This window comes from Brevibacterium metallidurans (genome assembly GCF_037101285.1).
GTDB lineage: Bacteria > Actinomycetota > Actinomycetes > Actinomycetales > Brevibacteriaceae > Brevibacterium > Brevibacterium metallidurans.
Genome location: NZ_BAAAAF010000008.1, coordinates 61884 through 81420, shown reverse-complemented (window position 1 = coordinate 81420; position 19537 = coordinate 61884). Strand labels below are relative to the sequence as shown.

Here is a 19537-nt window from a genome sequence, read left to right as displayed (position 1 = left end):
GTGAAGTCTGGCCCCCTCCTGGGTGAGTGGTGCGATCCGCGTCACCGGTGCGCGGTCGCCGACCACACGGTGACGTCGGGGTGCGTGTCGTACCGGTAGCCTGATCCCCGCATCGTGCGGATGACCGAGGAATGCTCGCCGAGGCGGCGGCGCAGCCGGCGGATGTGGACGTCGACGGTGCGTTCGTCCGGTTCGTCCGCGCCCGACCACACGGCGGCGATGAGCGCTTCGCGCGGCAAAGTCTCATCGGCATGGGAGACGAGGGTGGCGAGCAGGTCGAACTCCTTCGTCGTGACGTCGACGAGTTCGCCCTCGATGCGCACCTCCCGGCGGGGGATGTCGATGCGCAGGCGCTCGGCGGCCTTCTCCGGGAAGCTCTCGGACTCCCGCAGGGCCGGGGGGTGGATGCGGTTGGGAATGCGGGAGCGGACCGGTCCGTGCGTACCGGCCGGGGTGCCGCTGGCGGCGGGGGAGCCGGTGGCGACGGCGCGCACCGCGTCGATGTCGCTGCCGCGACCCTCGGGGGCCAGGGCGATGACGGCCTGCGTCTCCGCCTGCGAGGCGAGCTCCTTCGCATACGCCTGGAGCTCACCGGCGATCGCGGAGAGGTTCGTGCCGTCGGCGGCGGCCTTCGACTCGTCGAGGCCGATGTAGACGATGATGCCGCGGGCGGCCTTCGGCGAGGGCACGACCCCGGAGGGACCGTACGTGTGCGGGGGGTTCTGCGGGTCGACGGCGCTCAACCTGGCTCCTGCCCGCCGGACGGCGACTGCGCTGCGGGGGTGGACGTAGTTCGGTTCTGGGTTCGGCATACCTGTCCTCTGAATGGTGAGGTGGGATCCGCTGCGTTGACGACGTGCACTCGTTCGCGGTCGGACAGCGGAAGGACGATCACCGACGACGAACGCAGGGCATGCACATGGCTGCCGCACACATTCGAGGCTGATACGTCGCAGAGGTCATGGCTTCATTATTCGTCACACTCATCAGGGGGTGCAAAGGATTCGCCGCTTTTGAGACGACTGTGACGGAATATGACGAACCGGGTCTGGTCGACGACCCTAGTCGACGATGCCGTACATCCGGTCGCCGGCGTCGCCGAGTCCGGGAACGATGTAGCCCTGTTCGTTGAGGCGCTCGTCGAGGGCGGCGGTGTAGATCTCGACGTTCGCCGACTGCCCGTAATCCGCCTCGATGCGCTGCACGCCCTCGGGGGCGGAGACGAGGCACACCGCGGTGACGTCACGGGCGCCGCGGGCCAGGAGGAAGTCGATGGCCATGGCCAGGGTGCCTCCGGTCGCGAGCATCGGGTCGACGACGAAGATCTGCCGACCGCTCAGGTCATCGGGCAGACGGTCGGCGTACGCGGTGGGCTCGAACGTCGTCTCGTCGCGGACCATGCCGAGGAAACCCACCTCGGCGGTGGGCAGGATGCGCAGCATCCCGTCGAGCATGCCGAGGCCGGCCCGGAGGATCGGGACGACGACGGGACGGGGTTCGGCCAGGCGCGTGCCGGTGAACGTCGCGACCGGGGTCCTGCCCTCACGGTCTTCGACGGCGACCGAGCGCGTCGCCTCGTAGGCGAGCAGCATGACGAGCTCCTCGGTGAGCTGCCGGAACCGCGCGGAATCGGTGGACTCGTCGCGGAGGACGCTGAGCTTGTGGGCGATGAGCGGGTGATCGGCTACGTGAAGGCGCATACAGGAAATGGTACGTCGAAACACCTGCGCGGAATGCGCGGATCCTGTGGTGAAAGGACTGCGAAGAGTCCACAATGGAGACATGTCCTACTTCAGTGAGATCCTCGCCGACACCGGCGACGGCTTCCGAGCCCTCGACGTCGACGTCCGTGACGCCACGGACCTCGACAGCCTCGTCGACATGATGCGCACCACCGGCTCCGACGACGGCGAGGCGATCGCGGTCATCGAACACGAGGACGAATGGTTCGGCCTCGTGCGCCTGTGTGAGGACAACGAGGTCAAGGTCTTCCTCTCCGACCTCCGCGCCGTCGAACTCAGCCCCTTCGCCGTGATCTTCACCGACTACCTCGACTCCCGCCCCGACGCCTACGAGGCCGAGCCGGAGGAGGAGTTCGGCCTCGACGAGGAGGCATCGGCCTCCGATGAGGACGAGGACGAGGAGGATGAGGAGGTCGAGATGCTCGATTTCGACGGCGACGCCGAATGGGGCGGGGACGCCGACATCTATGCCGACCGAGGACTGCCTGCGGCCGACCTCATCGAACAGGTCGAGAAGTACCGGTCCGACCCGGCCCGTGTCGTCGCCCACGTCGGCGAGACCGTGGGCTTCGCCGACCAGCTCGAGGCCGCACGCTGAACCCGGGTCAGCCGCCGACCGAACTCGGGTTCGGCGGGCATGCCGAGTTCTCCGCGTGGATGGCCCTCGCCCTCGCCGAGGCGGCCGAAGCGTCCCGACATGACGACGTTCCCGTCGGGGCGCTCGTCCTCGACGGGTCGGGACGGATCATCGGGACCGGACACAACCGGCGCGAGATCGATGCGGACCCGCTCGGACACGCCGAGCTCATCGCTCTGCGGTCCGCCGCCGAGGCGACCGGGCGGTGGCGCCTCGACGGCTGCACCCTCGTCGTCACCCTGGAACCCTGCGTGATGTGCGCCGGGGCGATCGTCGGCTCCCGGATCGCCCGCCTCGTCTTCGGTGCCTTCGACGACAAGGCCGGGGCCGTCGGTTCCGTCTGGGACATTCCCCGCGACCGCGCCGCCCTCCATCACCCCGAGGTCTACGCGGGTGTGCAGGCGAGTGCGTGCGCTGCCCTGCTCACCGACTTCTTCGCCGCGAAGCGGGCATGAACCGGCGTGACCGCTCTCACGGGTTGAGGATTTGGCCCGCTCGCCGCACCGACTGTATTGTTGTCGGCGGTGGCGTGTCCGAGCGGCCGAAGGTGCAACACTCGAAATGTTGTGTACGGTAACCCCGTACCGTGGGTTCAAATCCCACCGCCACCGCCAAAGGAAACCCCTGGTCAGCCAGGGGTTTTCTGCTGTCCGGGGCACAATCGGGACTGCACCGGTCGTACACTGGTGGCAGTGGGGCCGGGATCCGCCCGGCGCTCCTGTGACGATTGACACACATGCACGTGTGCGGCCAGACTGTCCAGATGAAACAGAAATAGTTTTCCGCATCATGGAAGTGCCGGAGTCGGCCTTCCCGCGGGTGCTGTCTCGTTTCAATGCGCACGTTCAAGGCGCAGGGCCACGACGACGATGTCGCGGCCGATCAAATCGAACAGTTTGAGGTGGTCCATGACAATGGCAGACAAACACGTATCGGATGACGAGCGGGGGTCGGAGACCAGCGTCCCCGATCGCAGCAGTCCGAGTGCACTGGACAGATTCTTCGAGATAACCAAGCGCGGCTCCTCGGTGCGCCAGGAGATCCGCGGCGGCATCGTCGCCTTCGTGGCGATGGCCTACATCGTCGTGCTCAACCCGCTCATCCTCGGCGGGTCCGCCGACGTCACCGGCGGCACGCTCGACTTCGCGCAGCTCACGGCCGTGACCGGGCTCGTCGCGGGTCTCATCACGATCCTCTTCGGCGTCGTCGCGAGACTGCCGTTCGCCCTCGCCGCAGGCCTGGGCATGAACAGCTTCCTCGCCGTCTCCGTCGTCCAGGAGGTCACGTGGGCCGAGGCGATGGGGCTGGTCATCATCAACGGCATCATCATCGTCCTCCTCGGCGCCACCGGCATCCGCACCGCGATCTTCAACGCCGTGCCCCACGCGCTGAAGATCGCCATCACCGTGGGCATCGGACTCTTCATCGCCTTCATCGGCTTCGTCAACTCCGGGTTCGTCACCCGCACCCCGGCCGGACCCCCGGTCCAGCTGGGCCAGGACGGGTCGATCACCTCGCTGCCGACGCTCGTCTTCATCGGCGCGCTCATCCTCATCGGGGTGCTCGTCGCCCGCAAGGTGCCCGGCGGCATCCTCATCGGGATGATCGTCGCGACGATCGCGGCGATCATCATCCAGGCGTTCGCGAAGCTCGGCACCGTCGGCGACCCGGTCAACCCCGACCCCCAGGGCTGGAACCTCAGCGCACCGCAGCTGCCCAGCCAGGTCGTCGCCCTGCCCGACTTCTCGCTCATCGGCGCCTTCGACCTCTTCGGGTCCTTCGAGCGCATCGGCGTGCTCGCGGCGACGATGCTCGTCTTCACCCTCGTGTTCACGAACTTCTTCGACGCGATGGGCACAATGACGGGTCTGGCCCGCAGTGCGGGCCTGCAGACCGATGACGGGATGTTCCCCCGCATCCGCGGCGCCTTCATCGTCGAAGGCCTCGGCGCGGTCGCCGGCGGCGGTGCCTCGGCCTCGTCGAACACCGTCTTCGTCGACTCGGCGGCAGGCATCGCCGAAGGCGCGAGAACGGGTCTGGCGGCATGCGTGACCGGTGTGCTCTTCCTGCTCTCGATGTTCTTCGCCCCGCTCATCGGCGTCATCCCGATGGAGGCCGGTGCGGCCGCCCTCGTCGTCGTCGGCGCGATGATGGTCACCCAGATCCGCGAGATCGACCTGAGCGACTTCCGCACCTCGCTGCCGGTCTTCCTCACCATGGTGACGATGCCGCTGACCTACTCGATCGCCAACGGCATCGGCGTCGGCTTCATCTCGTGGGCCGTCATCCACGCCTTCAGCCGCCGCGGACAGCACGTCCACTGGCTGCTCTGGGTCGTCTCCGTCGGATTCGTCCTCTACTTCGTTCGCGGTCCCATTTCGGCTATGTTGGGAGGATGAGCATTGTGACGGAGCAGACAGTCTGGACGAAGGGGCAGATCGCCCACGGCGACTGACGCACGCCGGTCCGTCGGTGCCGTGTGCCCCGACGCCCTCACCGCTCTCCGCTGCTGTTCGCATGGATAACCAGAAGTCCGGGAGAGCGAAGGCAACTGTTCCAACCATGCACTGTGCGCCTCAGCGACGAGGCGCAGGAGGTGAGTGCGATGTCCGCGTCAACCACGGAACGCTCCCGCTGTCGGATCTCGGTCAACGGCACCGAGAAGGACTTCGACGGCCCCACACACGAAAACGCCCTCGACTTCCTCCGCGGTCAGGGGCTCACGGCAGCCAAGGAAGGCTGCGCGGAAGGCGAATGCGGAGCCTGTGCGATCCTGCTCGCCCGCCCCGACGGTGAGGGAATCCGCTGGACCTCGGTCAACGCGTGCCTGCTGCCGGCGGCCGCCCTCGACGGCCAGGAGATCATCACCGCCGAAGGCCTCGCAGAGGGCCAGACCTACCATCCCGTCCAGGAGGAGATGGCTGTGCGCGGGGGCTCCCAGTGCGGATACTGCACCCCCGGCTTCATCTGCTCGATGGCCGCCGAATACTACCGGCCCGAGCGTCCCACGGACTCCGACCCCCACCACGGTCCCAACGGCTTCGACATCCACGCCCTGTCCGGAAACCTCTGCCGCTGCACCGGCTACCGTCCCATCAAGGACGCCGCGTACGCGCTCGGAAACCCCGCCGAGGCCGATGCGCTCGCCGCTCGCCGCACCGACCCGGCCCCCGCCTCGGCGCGCACCGACCTCCACCGCCCCGACACCCCCACCGGGGAGCTGGGACGCTTCCGCCGGCCGGGCGACCTCGCCGAGGCGCTCGACATCCTCGCCGCCGAACCCGAGGTCCTCCTCGTCGCCGGCGCCACCGACTGGGGTGTGGAGGTCAACATCAAGGGCGCGCGGGCCAAGTCGCTGCTCGCGATCGACCGCCTCCCCGAACTCCGGGGGATCCGCTTCACAGAGACCCACGTCGAGATCGGCGCCGCCCACACGCTCAGCGAGATCGAACGGGAGCTCAACGGCGCCGTGCCGCTGCTGGGCAAACTGCTGCCCCAGTTTGCCTCCCGGCTCATCCGCAACGGGGCGACGATCGGGGGCAACCTCGGCACCGGTTCGCCCATCGGCGACACCCCGCCGGCGCTGCTCGCCCTCGAGGCCGAACTCGTCCTCGCCTCCGCAGACGGTGAGCGCACCGTGGCTCTGGCCGACTACTTCACCGGCTACCGGCAGACCGTGCGCGCCTCCGGCGAACTCATCAGAGCGGTGAGGATCCCGCTGCCGTTGGCCTCGCTCACCTCGTTCCAGAAGATCGCCAAACGCCGCTTCGACGACATCTCCTCGGTCGCGATCGGCTACGCCGTCGACGTCGTCGACGGGACCGTGGCCAAGGCCCGGATCGGCCTCGGCGGGGTCGCCGCGACCCCGCTGCGGGCACGGGCGACGGAGGCCGCGATCGAAGGTCGGCCGTGGAGTCTCGAGACCGTCCACTCCGCCGCGGAGGTCCTCGCCTCCGAGGGCACCCCGATGGACGACCACCGGGCGAGCTCCCGGTACCGCACCGCGATGCTGCGGTCCTCACTCGAACGCTTCTTCGCCGAACAGCTCGGCACCATGGATCAGGAGGCAGGACGATGAGCCATCTCTCCCAGCGCCCCGCCGACCCCGTCGTCGGCGAATCCCACCACCATGAGAGCGCCTTCGGCCACGTCACCGGGGCCGCCCTCTACACCGACGACCTCATCGGACGCCTCACCGGCGTCCTCCACGCCTACCCCGTCCGGTCCGAGCACGCGCACGCCCGACTCGAGAGCCTCGACACCGCCCCCGCCTACGAGATCCCCGGCGTCGTCCGAGTGATCACGGCCGCCGATGTCCCCGGCGTCAACGACCAGGGCGTCAAACACGACGAACCGATGCTGCCGACGGAGGAGATCATGTTCTTCGGCCAGCCGGTCGCGTGGGTGCTCGGCGAGGACCTCGAGGCGGCGAAGGCCGGTGCCGCGGCCGTCACCGTCGAGGCCACCCCCCTGCCCTCGCTCGTCACCGTGCGCGATGCGATCGCCGCCGGCAGCTACCACGGCGTCCAACCCGTCATCGACAAGGGCGACGTTGAGGGGGCGTTCGCCGACGCCGCGCACGTCTTCGCCGGCGAGTTCGAGTTCGCCGGGCAGGAGCACTTCTACCTCGAGACGCAGGCCTCGCTGGCCCACGTCGACGAGAACGGGCAGGTCTTCGTCCAATGCTCGACCCAGCACCCCACGGAGACCCAGGACATCGTCTCCCATGTGCTCGGGATCCCCGCCAACGAGGTGACCGTCCAGTGCCTGCGCATGGGCGGGGGCTTCGGCGGCAAGGAGATGCAGCCCCACGGCTACGCGGCCCTCGCCGCCCTCGGGGCCACACTCACCGGCCGGCCCGTGCGCCTGCGGCTCGACCGGACGCTCGACATCACGATGACCGGCAAACGCCACGGCTTCCACTCGACGTGGCGCATCGGCTTCGACTCCGAGGGCCGCATCCTCGCCCTCGACGCGACGCTCACCGCCGACGGCGGATGGAGCCTCGACCTCTCCGAACCCGTGCTCACCCGCGCGATGTGCCACATCGACAACGCGTACTGGGTGCCCAACATCCGCGTCCACGGGCGGGTCGCGAAGTGCCACAAGACCTCGCAGACGGCCTTCCGCGGCTTCGGCGGACCCCAGGGGATGCTCGTCATGGAGGACATCCTCGGTCGGGTCGCCCCGCAGCTCGGCATCGACGCCGCCGAACTGCGCCGTCGCAACTTCTACCAGGCCGGCCAGGACACCCCGTACTACCAGCCGGTGCGCCACCCCGATCGGATCGCGGCCGCCTGGGATCAGGTCATCACCTCCGCCGAGGTGGAGGCCCGGTCGGCGGAGATCGCTGCGTTCAACGCCACCCACACCGACGTCAAACGGGGTCTGGCGATCACGCCCGTGAAGTTCGGCATCTCCTTCAACCTCACCGCCTTCAACCAGGGCGGGGCGCTCGTGCTCGTGTACAAGGACGGTTCGGTCCTCATCACCCACGGCGGGACGGAAATGGGGCAGGGCCTGCACATGAAGATGCTCCAGGTCGCCGCGACCTCCCTGGGTGTGCCGCTGTCCACGGTGCGGCTCGCGCCCACGCGCACGGACAAGGTCCCCAACACCTCGGCGACGGCCGCGAGCTCCGGCTCCGACCTCAACGGCGGGGCCGTCAAGGACGCGTGCGAGCAGATCCTCGGCCGCCTCAAGCAGGTCGCCGCGGGACTCCTCGGGGCGCCCGCGCACGAGGTCGAGATCAGTCGCGGCATCGTCAGCGCGCTCTCGACGTCGAAGACGATCACGTGGGAGGAGCTGATCAACACCGCGTACTTCCAGCGGATCCAGCTCTCGGCCTCGGGCTTCTACCGCACCGAAGGCCTCCACTGGGATCTGTCGACGATGCGCGGCGAACCCTTCAAGTACTTCGCCTACGGGGTCGCAGCGAGCGAGGTCGAGGTCAGCCGCTTCGACGGCTCGTACGTTCTCCGGCGGGTCGACATCGTCCACGACGTCGGGGATTCGCTCTCCCCGCTCATCGACTTGGGCCAGATCGAAGGCGGCTTCGTCCAGGGCACCGGCTGGCTCACCCTCGAGGACCTGCGCTGGGATGAGAGCGACAAGCCCAGCCGGGGCAGGCTGGCCACGCAGGCAGCGAGCACGTACAAGATCCCGAGCTTCTCCGAGATGCCCGAGGTCTTCAACGTCTCCCTGCTCGAGAAGGCCCACGAGGAGGGTGCCGTCTACGGGTCAAAGGCCGTGGGCGAACCCCCGCTCATGCTCGCCTTCTCCGTCCGCGAGGCCCTGCGGGAGGCGGTCGCCGCCTTCGGCCGACCGGGCACCTCGGTCGAACTCGCGTCCCCGGCCACCCCGGAAGCGGTGTTCTGGGCGCTCGAGGCGGTGCGCGAGTCCGCGCCCGCCGCCGTCGTGTCATGACCTGGATGGACACCGCGGCCACGCTGCGTGCGCAGCGGGAGCCGGCCGTGCTCGTCACCCTCGCCTCCGTGCGCGGACATGCGCCCAGGGAGGCGGGGGCGAAGATGATCGTCACCGATGAGAAGGACTTCGGCACTATCGGCGGCGGCAACCTCGAGATGACCGCGGTCACCCGGGCCCGGGAGATGCTGACCGAGCTGGGTGCCGGCTCGCATGCCGAACCGGAGATGCTCACCCTGCGGCTCAACGACAAGGCACCGGCGAAGCACGGCCGCCAATGCTGCGGGGGAGAGGTCACCGTCCTCCTCGAACCGCTGCCCGTGGCCGCCTCGGTGGCGATCTTCGGCATCGGCAACATCGGACTCGAACTCACCCGCATCCTCGCCCGCCACGACCTCGACCTCGACGTCAGCGACTCCCGGCCCGAACAGCTGGCCGAGATCGACCGACTCGAACCCCCGGTGGCGAACGTCCGCCGTCACTTCGCCGTCATCGGCGAAGAGGTGCTCACGACCCTGCCCGCCGGGGCACACGTGTACATCATGACCCACGACCATGCCGAGGACCTCCACCTCTGCGACGCCGCTCTGCGCCGCGGGGACCTCGGCACGATCGGGCTCATCGGCTCGTCCGCGAAATGGCAGCGCTTCCGCAAGGCCCTCATCGCCGAAGGCCACGACCCTGAGGCCGTCGACACGATCACCTGCCCCATCGGGCTGCCCGAACTGCCGGGCAAGCATCCCGCGACGATCGCCGTGAGCGTCGCCGCGGACCTCCTCGGCCGACTGGCCTGAGCCCAGAACTCTTCCATCCCGCCTCCAGAGAGGAACCCCCATCATGCAGATCTACCGCGCCCGCGTCTTCGACACCCCCACCGACCCCTTCGCCGGAGGTGGACTGCGCTCGGGCTCCGACGTCGCCATCGTCGTCGACTCCGGGCGGATCGTCGCCCGCGCCGACTTCGCCACCGCCCGTGAGCGCCACCCCTACGCCGAGGTCGTCGACCTCCGGGCCGGGGTCCTCCTGCCCGGGTTCGTCGACACCCACGTCCACTTCCCGCAGGTCCGCGCGATCGGCCACCTCGGACGCCCGCTGCTCGACTGGCTCGACGAATGCGCCCTGCCCGAGGAGGCGAAGCTGCGCGACGAGACCTACGCCGCGGGGGTGGCGACGGACTTCCTCACGGGACTGACCTCGGCGGGGACCACCTCGGCGATGGTCTTCGGTTCGCACTTCGCGACCGCGGTCGACATCCTCTTTGCAGCCGCCGCCGAGGTGGGGCTGCGGATGACGACGGGACTGGTCACGAGCGACCGGAACCTGCCGGAGGTCCTGCTCACCGACGTCGACCGCTCCGTGGCCGAGAGTCAGCGGCTCATCGACGACTGGCACGGTCGGGGACGGCTGCGCTTCGCGGTGACCCCGCGGTTCTCGTTCTCCGCCGGTCCCGAGCTGCTCGCCGCCGGCGGCGCACTCGTCGCGGACAACCCGGGGATCTGGGTGACCTCCCACCTCAACGAGAACCGCGACGAGATCGCCGGGGTCGCCGAGATCCATCCCGAGGCGCTCGACTACCTCGACACGTACGACCGGGCGGGACTGCTCGGGGAGCGGACGATCCTCGCCCACAACGTCCACCCCCGCGACCGGGAGCTTGCGCGGATGGCCGAGGCGGGAGCGGCCGCAGCGCACTGCCCGACCTCGAACTCGGCGCTCGCCAGCGGCTTCTTCCCGCTGGGCCGCCACCTCGATGCCGGGGTCCGGGTGGCGCTGGGCTCCGACGTCGGCGCCGGCAACGGGTTCTGCCTGCTCAAGGAGGGGGTGCAGGCGTACTTCATGCAGCAGCTCGACCCGGCCGGCGGGGTTCCCCTGACCTCGACGCATCTCCTCCACCTCGCCACCGCCTCAGGTGCTGCGGCCCTCGACCTCGACGCCGAGGTGGGGGATCTGTCCGTGGGCAAGCGCTTCGACGCCGTCTACGTCGACCCGGTCGCCGGCCAACCCCTGGCCGTCGGTCTCGACTACGCAGAATCCGATGAGGATGCGCTCGCGAAGATCTTCGCCCTCGGCACGCCCGCCGACCTCACCCGGGTGTGGATCGACGGCGAACCCGTCAAGGGCTGAGGCCCCTCACTCCAGCGATTCGAGCAACCCTCCGGGCGCTCAGCCACCCCTCGCCGGGTGGCCGAGAGCCCGGAGGGTTGCTCGCGTTGAGGGGTTGACTCCCTGCGCTGCCGATGCGTATGCTGTTTTCATCCAACGGAAATGAACTTCCACGATACGGAAGTTTTGGAGAATCGCAGAGTCGCGAAGGAGATCCGATGTCGACATTCGACTTCACTCAGGCAGGCAGCTACATCCTCAACTGCTCCACCCTGCTCACCGAACTGCCCGTCCTCGACCGCGCCCAGGCCGCGAAGGACGCAGGCTTCGATCGGGTCGAGTTCTGGTGGCCCTTCGACGGCGACCCGACGCCGTCGGGGGCCGAGGTCGACGCGTTCATCGCCTCCCTCGAGTCCGCAGGCGTCGAGCTCAAAGGCCTGAACTTCTGGGCGGGCAACATGGTCGCAGGCGATCGCGGCATGGTCTCGATCCCCGGCTCGCAGGCCGACTTCGCGAAGAACGCGGAGATCGTCGCCGACATCGGCCGCCGCACCGGCTGTAGGGCCTTCAACGCCCTCTACGGTCTGCGGGTTGCGGATTCGACGCCGGAGGAGCAGGACGCCGTGGCGCTGGAGAACCTCGCCGTCGCCGCCCGTGCGGTGGCCGGCATCGGCGGCACCGTCCTCGTCGAACCCGTCTCCGGTGCCGAGGCCTACCCGCTCAAGACCGCCGCCGACGCCGCCGCGGTCGTCGAGCAGGTGAGGGCCGGCGGTGAGGGCAACATCGCCGTCCTCGCCGACTTCTTCCACATGGCCGTCAACGGCGATGATGTCGCCGCGGCCATCGAATCCGGGGCAGCGGGCTTCGGCCACATCCAGATCGCCGACGCCGCCGGCCGCGGAGCACCGGGAACCGGGCAGCTGCCGCTGCGCGAATGGATCGAACGCTCGTATGCGCTCGGCTACTCCGGTCAGATCGCTCTCGAATACAAGCAGGACCGCGAGACCGCGTTCACGTGGCTCGGACGCTGAGCAGACACCCGGTCCTCACCGACCCCCTGACAACCCCGCCCCAGAGACAAGGACACATCATGAGCAGGACAATCGCCTTCATCGGACTCGGCATCATGGGACTGCCCATGGCCAAGAACCTCGTCGACGCCGGTTTCACCGTCCGCGGCTTCAACCGCACCCCCGCCAAGGCCGAGGAGCTCGCCGCAGCCGGCGGGCAGGCAGCCGGAACGATCGCCGAGGCGGTCGACGGCGCGGACGTCATCGTCACCATGGTCCCCGACTCGCCCGACGTCGAAGCCGTCCTCACCGGGGGCGACGGCATCCTCTCAGCAGCCCAGCCCGGTGCCACCTGGATCGACTTCTCGACGATCCGGCCCGATGTCGCCAAGGAGCTCGCCGCCCAGGCCCGTGAGGCCGGGATCAGGCCCCTCGACGCCCCCGTCTCCGGTGGGGAGCCCGGGGCGATCAACGGGGTGCTCTCGATCATGGTCGGCGGAGACGACGCCGACTTCGAGTCCGCCTCCGACGTCTTCGCGGCCGTGGGCAAGACGATCGTCCACGTCGGCCCCTCGGGTGCCGGGCAGACCGTCAAGGCCGCGAACCAGCTCATCGTCGCCGGCAACATCGGACTCCTCGCCGAGGCGGTGATCTTCCTCGAGGCCTACGGCGTCGACACGACCTCGGCGCTCGAAGTCCTCGGCGGCGGACTCGCCGGGTCCAAGGTGCTCGAGCAGAAGGGGCAGAAGATGCTCGACCGCGAGTTCGCCCCCGGCTTCCGGCTCGCCCTCCACCACAAGGACATGGGCATCGTCACCGCCGCGGCCCGCGAGGCCGGGGTCGCGATCCCCCTCGGCGCCGCGGTCGCCCAGCTCGTCGCCGCGACCGTGGCCCAGGGCAACGGCGGACTCGACCATTCGGGTCTGCTCACCGTCATCGAACAGCTCTCGGGCACGACCGCCTCGGCGGGCGAGGACTCCGCAGAGGACGACACCGCACAGGAAGGGGCCGCGTGATGACGAGAATGCGCGCAGTCGACGCCATCGTCCTCATCCTCGAGAAGGAGGGCGCGACCGAGACCTTCGGCCTGCCGGGGGCCGCGATCAACCCGCTCTACTCGGCGATGCGGGCCCACGGCGGGATCCGCCACACCCTGGCCCGCCATGTCGAGGGCGCCTCGCACATGGCCGACGGATACACGCGGGCGGCCGCGGGCAACATCGGGGTGTGCCTGGGCACCTCGGGGCCCGCGGGCACCGACATGATCACCGGACTCTACGCGGCCGCCGCCGATTCGCAGCCGATCCTCTGCATCACCGGGCAGGCGCCGGTCGCCGTGCTCGACAAGGAGGACTTCCAGGCCGTCGACATCGCCTCGATCGCCGCGCCCGTGACGAAGATGGCGAAGACCGTCCTCGAAGCCGGGCAGGTGCCGGGAGTGTTCCAGAAGGCGTTCGGGCTCATGCGCTCGGCGCGCCCGGGGCCCGTGCTCATCGACCTGCCGATCGACGTCCAGCAGACCGAGATCGACTTCGACATCGACACCTACGAACCGCTGCCGGTCGAGAAGCCCGCCGCCACCTCGGCGCAGGCGGAGCGGATCCTCGACCTCATCGCTGAGGCGAAGCACCCGCTCATCATCGCCGGCGGGGGGATCATCAATGCCGATGCGAGTGAGCGCCTCGTCGAGTTCGCCGAACTCACCTCGATCCCCGTCTCACCGACGCTCATGGGGTGGGGGACGATCCCCGACAGCCACCCGCTGGCCGCGGGCATGGTCGGGATCCAGACGCACGTGCGCTACGGCAACGCGACGTTCCTCGACTCCGACCTCGTCATCGGCATCGGCAACCGTTGGGCCAACCGCCACACCGGTGACCTCGAGGTCTACCGGCGAGGCCGGACTTTCGTCCACATCGACATCGAGCCGACCCAGATCGGGCGGGTCTTCGCCCCCGACTACGGGGTGGTCTCCGATGCCGGGGCCGCCCTCGACGCACTGCTCGCCGCCGCGCGGGAGCGGGCTGCGGGGCCGAGCGAGCGGGCGCTGCCGGACTTCACCGAGTGGGCCGCCCAATGCACCGCGCGGAAGTCGACCGAGCACCGGAAGACGAACTACACGGAGAAGCCGATCAAACCCCAGCGCGTCTATCAGGAGATGAACTCTGCCTTCGGCGAGGACGTCACGTACGTCTCGACGATCGGGCTGAGCCAGATCGCCGGTGCCCAGATGCTCCACGTCTACCGGCCCCGGCATTGGATCAACGCCGGTCAGGCAGGTCCCCTCGGGTGGACGGGACCGGCCGCGCTCGGCGTGGCCACGGGCAAGCCCGGGCAGACCGTCGTCGCGCTCTCCGGCGACTACGACTTCCAGTTCATGATCGAGGAGCTCGCCGTCGGCGCGCAGCACCGGATCCCGTACGTCCACGTCGTCGTCAACAACTCCTACCTCGGCCTCATCCGGCAGTCCCAGCGCGGCTTCGAGATGGACTATCAGGTCTCCCTCGCCTTCGACAACATCAACTCTTCGGGGGAGTCCGCCGGCTACGGCGTCGACCATGTCGCGGTCGCCCAGGGGCTCGGGTGCAAGGCGCTGCGCGTCGAGGATCCCGAACTCATCGGGGAGGGTCTGCGGGTGGCGAAGGAGCTCATGGACGAACACCAGGTGCCCGTCGTCGTCGAGATCATCCTCGAACGCGTCACGAACATCTCGATGGGGCTCGCGCTCGATGCGATCAACGAGTTCGACGTCCTCGCGCAGACGCCCGCCGATGCGCCGACCGCGCTCACACCCCTGAGCGAGCTGGCTGCGACGAAGTGATCAGCGGTCGGTCGTGGAGAGCCGGACGGCTCCCCGCGACCGACCCGTTCCGGTATACCATGACCCCGTGAGCGGGGCTTTCCCGCGCTGACAGCAGCGCAGCGCAGCGCAGTGCAGTGCAGTGCAGCGCTCAGCGCAGTGCTCAGGAATTCGAGGAGGAACCCATGAGCGTCGATGGCGCACAGACCCACACGCCGCCCGAGACCGAGGCCGGCGTCGATCTCATCATCCGCGCGAAGCGCGCACTCCTGCCCGATGGCATCGCCGCCGCCGAGGTGGCTGTGACGGACGGTCGGATCGTCGAGATCGCGACGGGGGAGGACCGGCTGGGCACCACCTCGGCGCAGGTCATCGACGTCGATGACACGCAGGTGCTCCTGCCGGGCCTCGTCGACACCCACGTCCACGTCAACGATCCCGGGCGCAGCGAATGGGAGGGATTCGCCTCGGCGACGAAGGCGGCCGCGGCCGGCGGCGTGACGACGATCCTCGACATGCCGCTCAACTCCCTGCCGCCCACCGTCGACGTGCCGGCGCTTGAGGTCAAGCGGGCCGTGGCCGGTCCGAAGGCGTTCGTCGACGTCGGCTTCTGGGGCGGGGCGATCCCCGGCAACATGGGCGAGCTGCGGCCCCTGCACGAGGCGGGGGTCTTTGGATTCAAGTGCTTCCTCGAGGACTCCGGGGTCGACGAGTTCCCGCCGCTCACCCCGACCGAGATGGGGGCCGACCTCGCCGAGATCGCCGACTTCGACGGCCTCCTCATCGTCCACGCCGAGGATCATGAGGTCATGGCCGAAGCGCCGAGTGCCTCGGGCCGGAAGTTCTCCGACTTCCTCGCCTCACGTCCGCGCGAGGCCGAGAACGTCGCGATCGGACACGTCATCGACGCGGCCCGGGCGACCGGGGGCCGCGCGCACATCCTCCACCTGTCCTCGGCCGATGCGCTGCCGCAGATCGCTGCGGCCAAGGCCGAGGGGGTGCGGCTGACCGTCGAGACGTGCCCGCACTACCTCGTCTTCACCGCCGAGGAGATCCCCGACGGGGCGACGACGCACAAGTGCTGCCCGCCGATCCGGGAGGAGTCGAACCGGGAGGCGCTGTGGCAGGGGCTCATCGACGGCACGATCGACTGCATCGTCTCCGACCATTCGCCCTCGACGGCCGAGCTCAAACTCCTCGATTCCGGTGACTTCGGCGCGGCCTGGGGCGGGATCTCCTCGCTCCAGCTGGGGCTGCCGCTCGTGTGGACGGAGGCACAGCGTCGGGGCATCGATCTGACCGAGGTGGTCCGCTGGATGTCTGCGGCCCCGGCGGCGATCGCCCGCGTCGAAGGCAAGGGGTCGATCGCGGTCGGCAATGCCGCGGACTTCGCGCTCTTCGCCCCCGACGAGGAGTGGACGGTGAGCGCGACCGAGCTCCACCACCGCAACCAGATCACCGCGTACGACCAGCGCACCGTGAGCGGCAGGGTCACGCAGACCCTGCTGGCCGGCGCTCCCGTCGACTTCGACACCCCGCACGGCCGCCTCCTCACCGCCCCCTGACCCATCGGGCGCTCGGCAACCCCGCGCGCACGGCAGCCTTCCGGGCGGTCGGCAACCCCGCGGGCGGGCCGACCATATTGAGCAACCCTCCGGGCGCTCGGCAACCTTGCGCAGGGTTGCTCAGCGCCCGGAGGGTTGCCGAGAATTCACCGGGCCGCCCGGAAGGTTGCCCACGAGCCCTCGGGTGATCGGCGCGCAGTGCCTCGGCAGCGGCTGCATGCCGGCAGGCGGGACCTCACCCGCGAGAATCGCGAGACCTCCATCAAGTTATCCACTGGTTTATCCACAGCTTGAGGATTGCCTATTGCCGTTTGATGAAATGTGATGCACTTTAGAGTGCATGTACGCATATGTATCGACCGCGGTCCTCTCTCGCCGAGGTGTGACGAAGACGCAGATCCGCCTCGCCCTCGAGTGCTGCCTGCCCCGGGTGGCCCGGGGGCGCTACGTGGTCACTCACGTCTGCGATGATCCGGTTCATCGCGTCCTGTGGGAGACGATCGAGTCAGGGGACACCGAGGAGCTCACCGACTTCGGCGACATGCGCGATGAGATCGAGGGCCTCAAAGTGCTCATTCGGGCGCGGGCAGAGCACCTCGCGCTCCGCGAGCTCGATGGTCGGGGGCCGGCCGGGCGCGAGGTCCTCTCGCATCTCAGTGCCGCGCTCGTCCACGACCTACCGCTCTCCCGCGTTGTCGAGCATCGTGTCGAGGCAGTCCGCTCCATCGTCAGCCGGACATATCCGCACCTCCGTGTGCGACGGCGCGAGACACCGTCTAAGCAGGTGATGAGGATCGGCATCTACCGGGTGACGACGCTCGAGCGCACGCTCATCGACGTCGCGCGAGATCATCCCCTCGACGTCGCCGTGCCCATGCTCGATCACGCACTGCGCCATGGGCGCGCGACACTCGAGCGCATCGAGTCAGAGCTCGCCGACTGCGTCGAGACCGCCGGAGCCGGGCAGATCCGCACGGCGCTCGACCTTGCCGACGCCTCACGAGAATCCGTTGCCGAATCGGTGTGTGCCGTGCGCTTCTTCGAGCACGGAATCCTCGGATTCGAGCCGCAGGTGACGATCTGGGACTCAACGGGCGCATTCCTCGGACGGGTCGACTTCTGCCATCGCGGCGCGATGACGATCGTCGAGGTCGACGGACTCGGCAAGTACTACCTCGGCTCCGGGGTTCCGCGCGTCGAACTGGAGCGGGAGCGGGAGCGCGAAGCGGCGATCCGAGCAGCCGGCTACCGGGTGATCAGGCTGACGTGGAAGCAGCTGTTCCGGCCTGAGTCCTTCCGGAAGATCCTCGAACTCACCGCGGCGCGGACGAGACGACCCTGAGCGTCGTTCTCAGCAACCCTCCGGGCGCTCGGCAACTCGGCGCAGGGTTGCGCAGCGCCCGGAAGGTTGCCAGGGGTCAGACGTCGAGGGTCTCGCGGAGGCGGCGGACGTGGCCGTCGGGGGAGACGTTGTACTCGGCGAGGCTGAGATCACCCGATTCGTCGACGATGAACGTCGAGCGCAGCGTGCCCTCGAAGGTCCGGTCGCCGACGGTCTTCTCCCCGTACGAGCCGTAGGCCTTCGCAACGGACGCATCCGGGTCGGAGAGCAGCGGGAAGTTCAGCGACTCGTCCGCGGCGAAGGCCCTGAGCGCCTCGGGCCCGTCGGGGGAGACCCCGAGCACCTCGAAGCCCGCCGACTGCAGGGAGGCGAGGTTGTCGCGGAAGTCGCACGCCTCGGTCGTGCAGCCCGGCGTCGCCGCCTTCGGGTAGAAGTAGAGGATGAACCGCCGGCCCGCGAGTCCCTCCTTCGAGTAGGTCTGCCCGTTCGCGTCCTGGAGGGAGAAGTCCGGTGCCTGCTGCCCGACCGTCAGTGTGTTCGCCATGATCTGTGCCCTTTCTGGTGGTGTCCCGCGTGCGCGGGTCAGTGTCCCGCCGAGGCGGGCTGGTGTCCTGCCGCCACGAGCGCACATGCGTGCGCGGCGGTCGCTTCGATGAGCTCCTCGGCGCGCTCGGAGAGCTCCGCGAGGTCGGCCGGTCCCGGGGCGATCGACAGGGCCGCCGTGATCCCCGCCTCCCGGCATTCGGCGGGAGTGAGCCCGACGCGTCCGGCGACGACGACGATGCTCGCCGAGGCGGGGGCGTGGTCGCGGACGGCCGCGACGACCTTGCCCCCAAGCGACTGCGAGTCGAACGACCCCTCGCCCGTGAGCACGAGATCGGCCCCGGAGAGCGCCTCGGCGAGACCGACGGCCTCGGCGACCATGCGCGAACCCGGGACGACCTCGGCGCCGAGGAGGGCGGTCAGTGTCAGCGGGATCCCGCCGGCGGCCCCGAACCCGGGGGTGTCGGTGAGCCTCGCAGCATCGCCGGATCCGGCGAGCACCTCGGCGAGGTGGGCAAGCCCTGAATCGAGGCGCGCAACGGCCTCTGGGTCGGCGCCCTTCTGCGGACCGAAGACGGCGGCGGCCCCGCGGGGCCCGGTGAGCGGATTGTCGACGTCGACGGCGATGCGCCAGCGCACGGCCGTCGCCCGCGGGTCGAGTCCGGTGTCGTCGATCGCGGCCAGTGCGCTCAGTCCGCCCCCGCCGGCGGCGATCGGATCGCCCGCGGAATCGCGGAAGACCGCGCCGAGCGCCCTGGCGATGCCGGTGCCGCCGTCGGTGCTCGCCGAGCCGCCGATGCACAGGAGGATCTCCTCGACCCCGTCGTCGAGGGCGCGGGCGGCGATGAGTCCGACCCCGAAGGTGTCGGCGCGTTCGGGCTGGAGGGCGACGTCGGAGACCTGGGGCAGCCCGTTGGCCTGCGCGGCCTCGATGACCGCGGTCGTCCCGTCGGCCGAGAGGCCGTAGCGGGCGGTCGTCTCCCGCCCGAGCGCATCGACGACGGAGACGGTGCGCTCAGGGGTTCCCCACACGGCGAGCAGCGCCTCGAGTGTGCCCTCGCCGCCGTCGGCGAAGGGCAGCTGCGTGATCGTCGCCGTCGGGAAGACCTGCGCCGCCCCGCGGGCCAGTGCCGCAGCGGCCGCGGGCGCGCCGGCGGAGCCTTTGAAGGAATCGGGGGCGCAGACGATCACCGGGGCTTCTTCGCTCATGGCCTCATTCAACCGCACGGACTCCTCCGGCACCAACAGCGTCCACGATTCGGAAAGCTTCTTCCGAAATCGACATTCTGGAGCCCGGAACGATTTGACAGCGCGCAGAGGCCCACGTCACACTCGTTGCAACGAATGGAAGACCATTTCCGAAGAGCGA

At 69.3% G+C, this 19537-nt stretch carries 16 protein-coding genes and 1 tRNA gene; 13 read left to right on the top strand and 4 right to left on the bottom strand.

Annotated features, from left to right (window positions below; genetic code table 11):
* Positions 1-41: 41 nt before the first annotated feature.
* Together AACX88_RS11215 and upp are read right to left on the bottom strand one after the other, a co-directional pair.
* Positions 42-812 (bottom strand): winged helix-turn-helix domain-containing protein, encoded by a 771-nt coding sequence (locus tag AACX88_RS11215; RefSeq protein WP_339393097.1) that lies wholly within the window; start codon positions 810-812, stop codon positions 42-44.
* 249 nt (positions 813-1061) lie between these two features.
* Positions 1062-1700: a uracil phosphoribosyltransferase gene (gene upp, locus AACX88_RS11210; protein ID WP_339393096.1), complete on the bottom strand. Its 639-nt coding sequence runs from the start codon at positions 1698-1700 to the stop codon at positions 1062-1064.
* Between the two features lie 82 nt (positions 1701-1782).
* On the opposite strand from upp, the gene AACX88_RS11205 reads away from it, so the two are divergent.
* The 13 genes from AACX88_RS11205 to AACX88_RS11145 all read left to right on the top strand — a co-directional run bounded on the left by AACX88_RS11205 (position 1783) and on the right by AACX88_RS11145 (position 17625).
* Positions 1783-2340: a tRNA adenosine deaminase-associated protein gene (locus tag AACX88_RS11205; RefSeq protein ID WP_339393095.1), complete on the top strand. Its 558-nt coding sequence runs from the start codon at positions 1783-1785 to the stop codon at positions 2338-2340.
* A gap of 59 nt (positions 2341-2399) precedes the next feature.
* Complete coding sequence (locus AACX88_RS11200; RefSeq protein WP_339393094.1) at positions 2400-2834, top strand: nucleoside deaminase; 435 nt, start codon at positions 2400-2402, stop codon at positions 2832-2834.
* A 68-nt stretch (positions 2835-2902) separates the two neighbouring features.
* Positions 2903-2993, top strand: a tRNA-Ser gene (locus AACX88_RS11195).
* A 294-nt stretch (positions 2994-3287) separates the two neighbouring features.
* Positions 3288-4778 (top strand): NCS2 family permease, encoded by a 1491-nt coding sequence (locus tag AACX88_RS11190; RefSeq protein WP_422614436.1) that lies wholly within the window; start codon positions 3288-3290, stop codon positions 4776-4778.
* A 206-nt stretch (positions 4779-4984) separates the two neighbouring features.
* Positions 4985-6457, top strand: coding sequence for a xanthine dehydrogenase small subunit (locus AACX88_RS11185; protein WP_339393092.1), 1473 nt, complete (start codon positions 4985-4987; stop codon positions 6455-6457).
* Positions 6454-8805, top strand: a complete 2352-nt coding sequence (gene xdhB / locus AACX88_RS11180; RefSeq protein ID WP_339393091.1) for a xanthine dehydrogenase molybdopterin binding subunit — start codon at positions 6454-6456, stop codon at positions 8803-8805. Before AACX88_RS11185 ends, xdhB begins: the two co-directional genes overlap by 4 nt.
* A complete protein-coding gene (gene xdhC, locus AACX88_RS11175) occupies positions 8802-9599 on the top strand; it encodes a xanthine dehydrogenase accessory protein XdhC (protein ID WP_339393090.1) in 798 nt (265 codons plus the stop codon). Before xdhB ends, xdhC begins: the two co-directional genes overlap by 4 nt.
* Before the next feature lie 43 nt (positions 9600-9642).
* Positions 9643-10929, top strand: coding sequence for a guanine deaminase (gene guaD, locus AACX88_RS11170; protein WP_339393089.1), 1287 nt, complete (start codon positions 9643-9645; stop codon positions 10927-10929).
* Between the two features lie 197 nt (positions 10930-11126).
* On the top strand, positions 11127-11939 hold the full coding sequence (locus AACX88_RS11165; protein ID WP_339393088.1) for a hydroxypyruvate isomerase family protein: 813 nt from the start codon (positions 11127-11129) through the stop codon (positions 11937-11939).
* 59 nt (positions 11940-11998) lie between these two features.
* Positions 11999-12934 (top strand): 2-hydroxy-3-oxopropionate reductase, encoded by a 936-nt coding sequence (locus AACX88_RS11160; protein WP_339393087.1) that lies wholly within the window; start codon positions 11999-12001, stop codon positions 12932-12934.
* A complete protein-coding gene (gcl, locus tag AACX88_RS11155) occupies positions 12934-14739 on the top strand; it encodes a glyoxylate carboligase (RefSeq protein ID WP_339393086.1) in 1806 nt (601 codons plus the stop codon). The genes AACX88_RS11160 and gcl overlap by 1 nt, the downstream gene beginning before the upstream one ends.
* A 164-nt stretch (positions 14740-14903) precedes the next feature.
* Positions 14904-16283, top strand: a complete 1380-nt coding sequence (gene allB, locus AACX88_RS11150) for an allantoinase AllB (RefSeq protein WP_339393085.1) — start codon at positions 14904-14906, stop codon at positions 16281-16283.
* Positions 16284-16623: 340 nt separating this feature from the next.
* Positions 16624-17625 (top strand): hypothetical protein, encoded by a 1002-nt coding sequence (locus AACX88_RS11145; protein WP_339393084.1) that lies wholly within the window; start codon positions 16624-16626, stop codon positions 17623-17625.
* A 76-nt stretch (positions 17626-17701) separates the two neighbouring features.
* Here AACX88_RS11145 and bcp read toward each other — a convergent pair whose 3' ends face one another.
* The gene (gene bcp / locus AACX88_RS11140; RefSeq protein WP_339393083.1) at positions 17702-18169 is read right to left on the bottom strand and encodes a thioredoxin-dependent thiol peroxidase; all 468 of its coding nucleotides are present in this window, start codon (positions 18167-18169) and stop codon (positions 17702-17704) included.
* 38 nt (positions 18170-18207) lie between these two features.
* On the bottom strand, positions 18208-19377 hold the full coding sequence (locus tag AACX88_RS11135; protein ID WP_339393082.1) for a glycerate kinase: 1170 nt from the start codon (positions 19375-19377) through the stop codon (positions 18208-18210).
* Between the last annotated feature and the right edge of the window lie 160 nt (positions 19378-19537).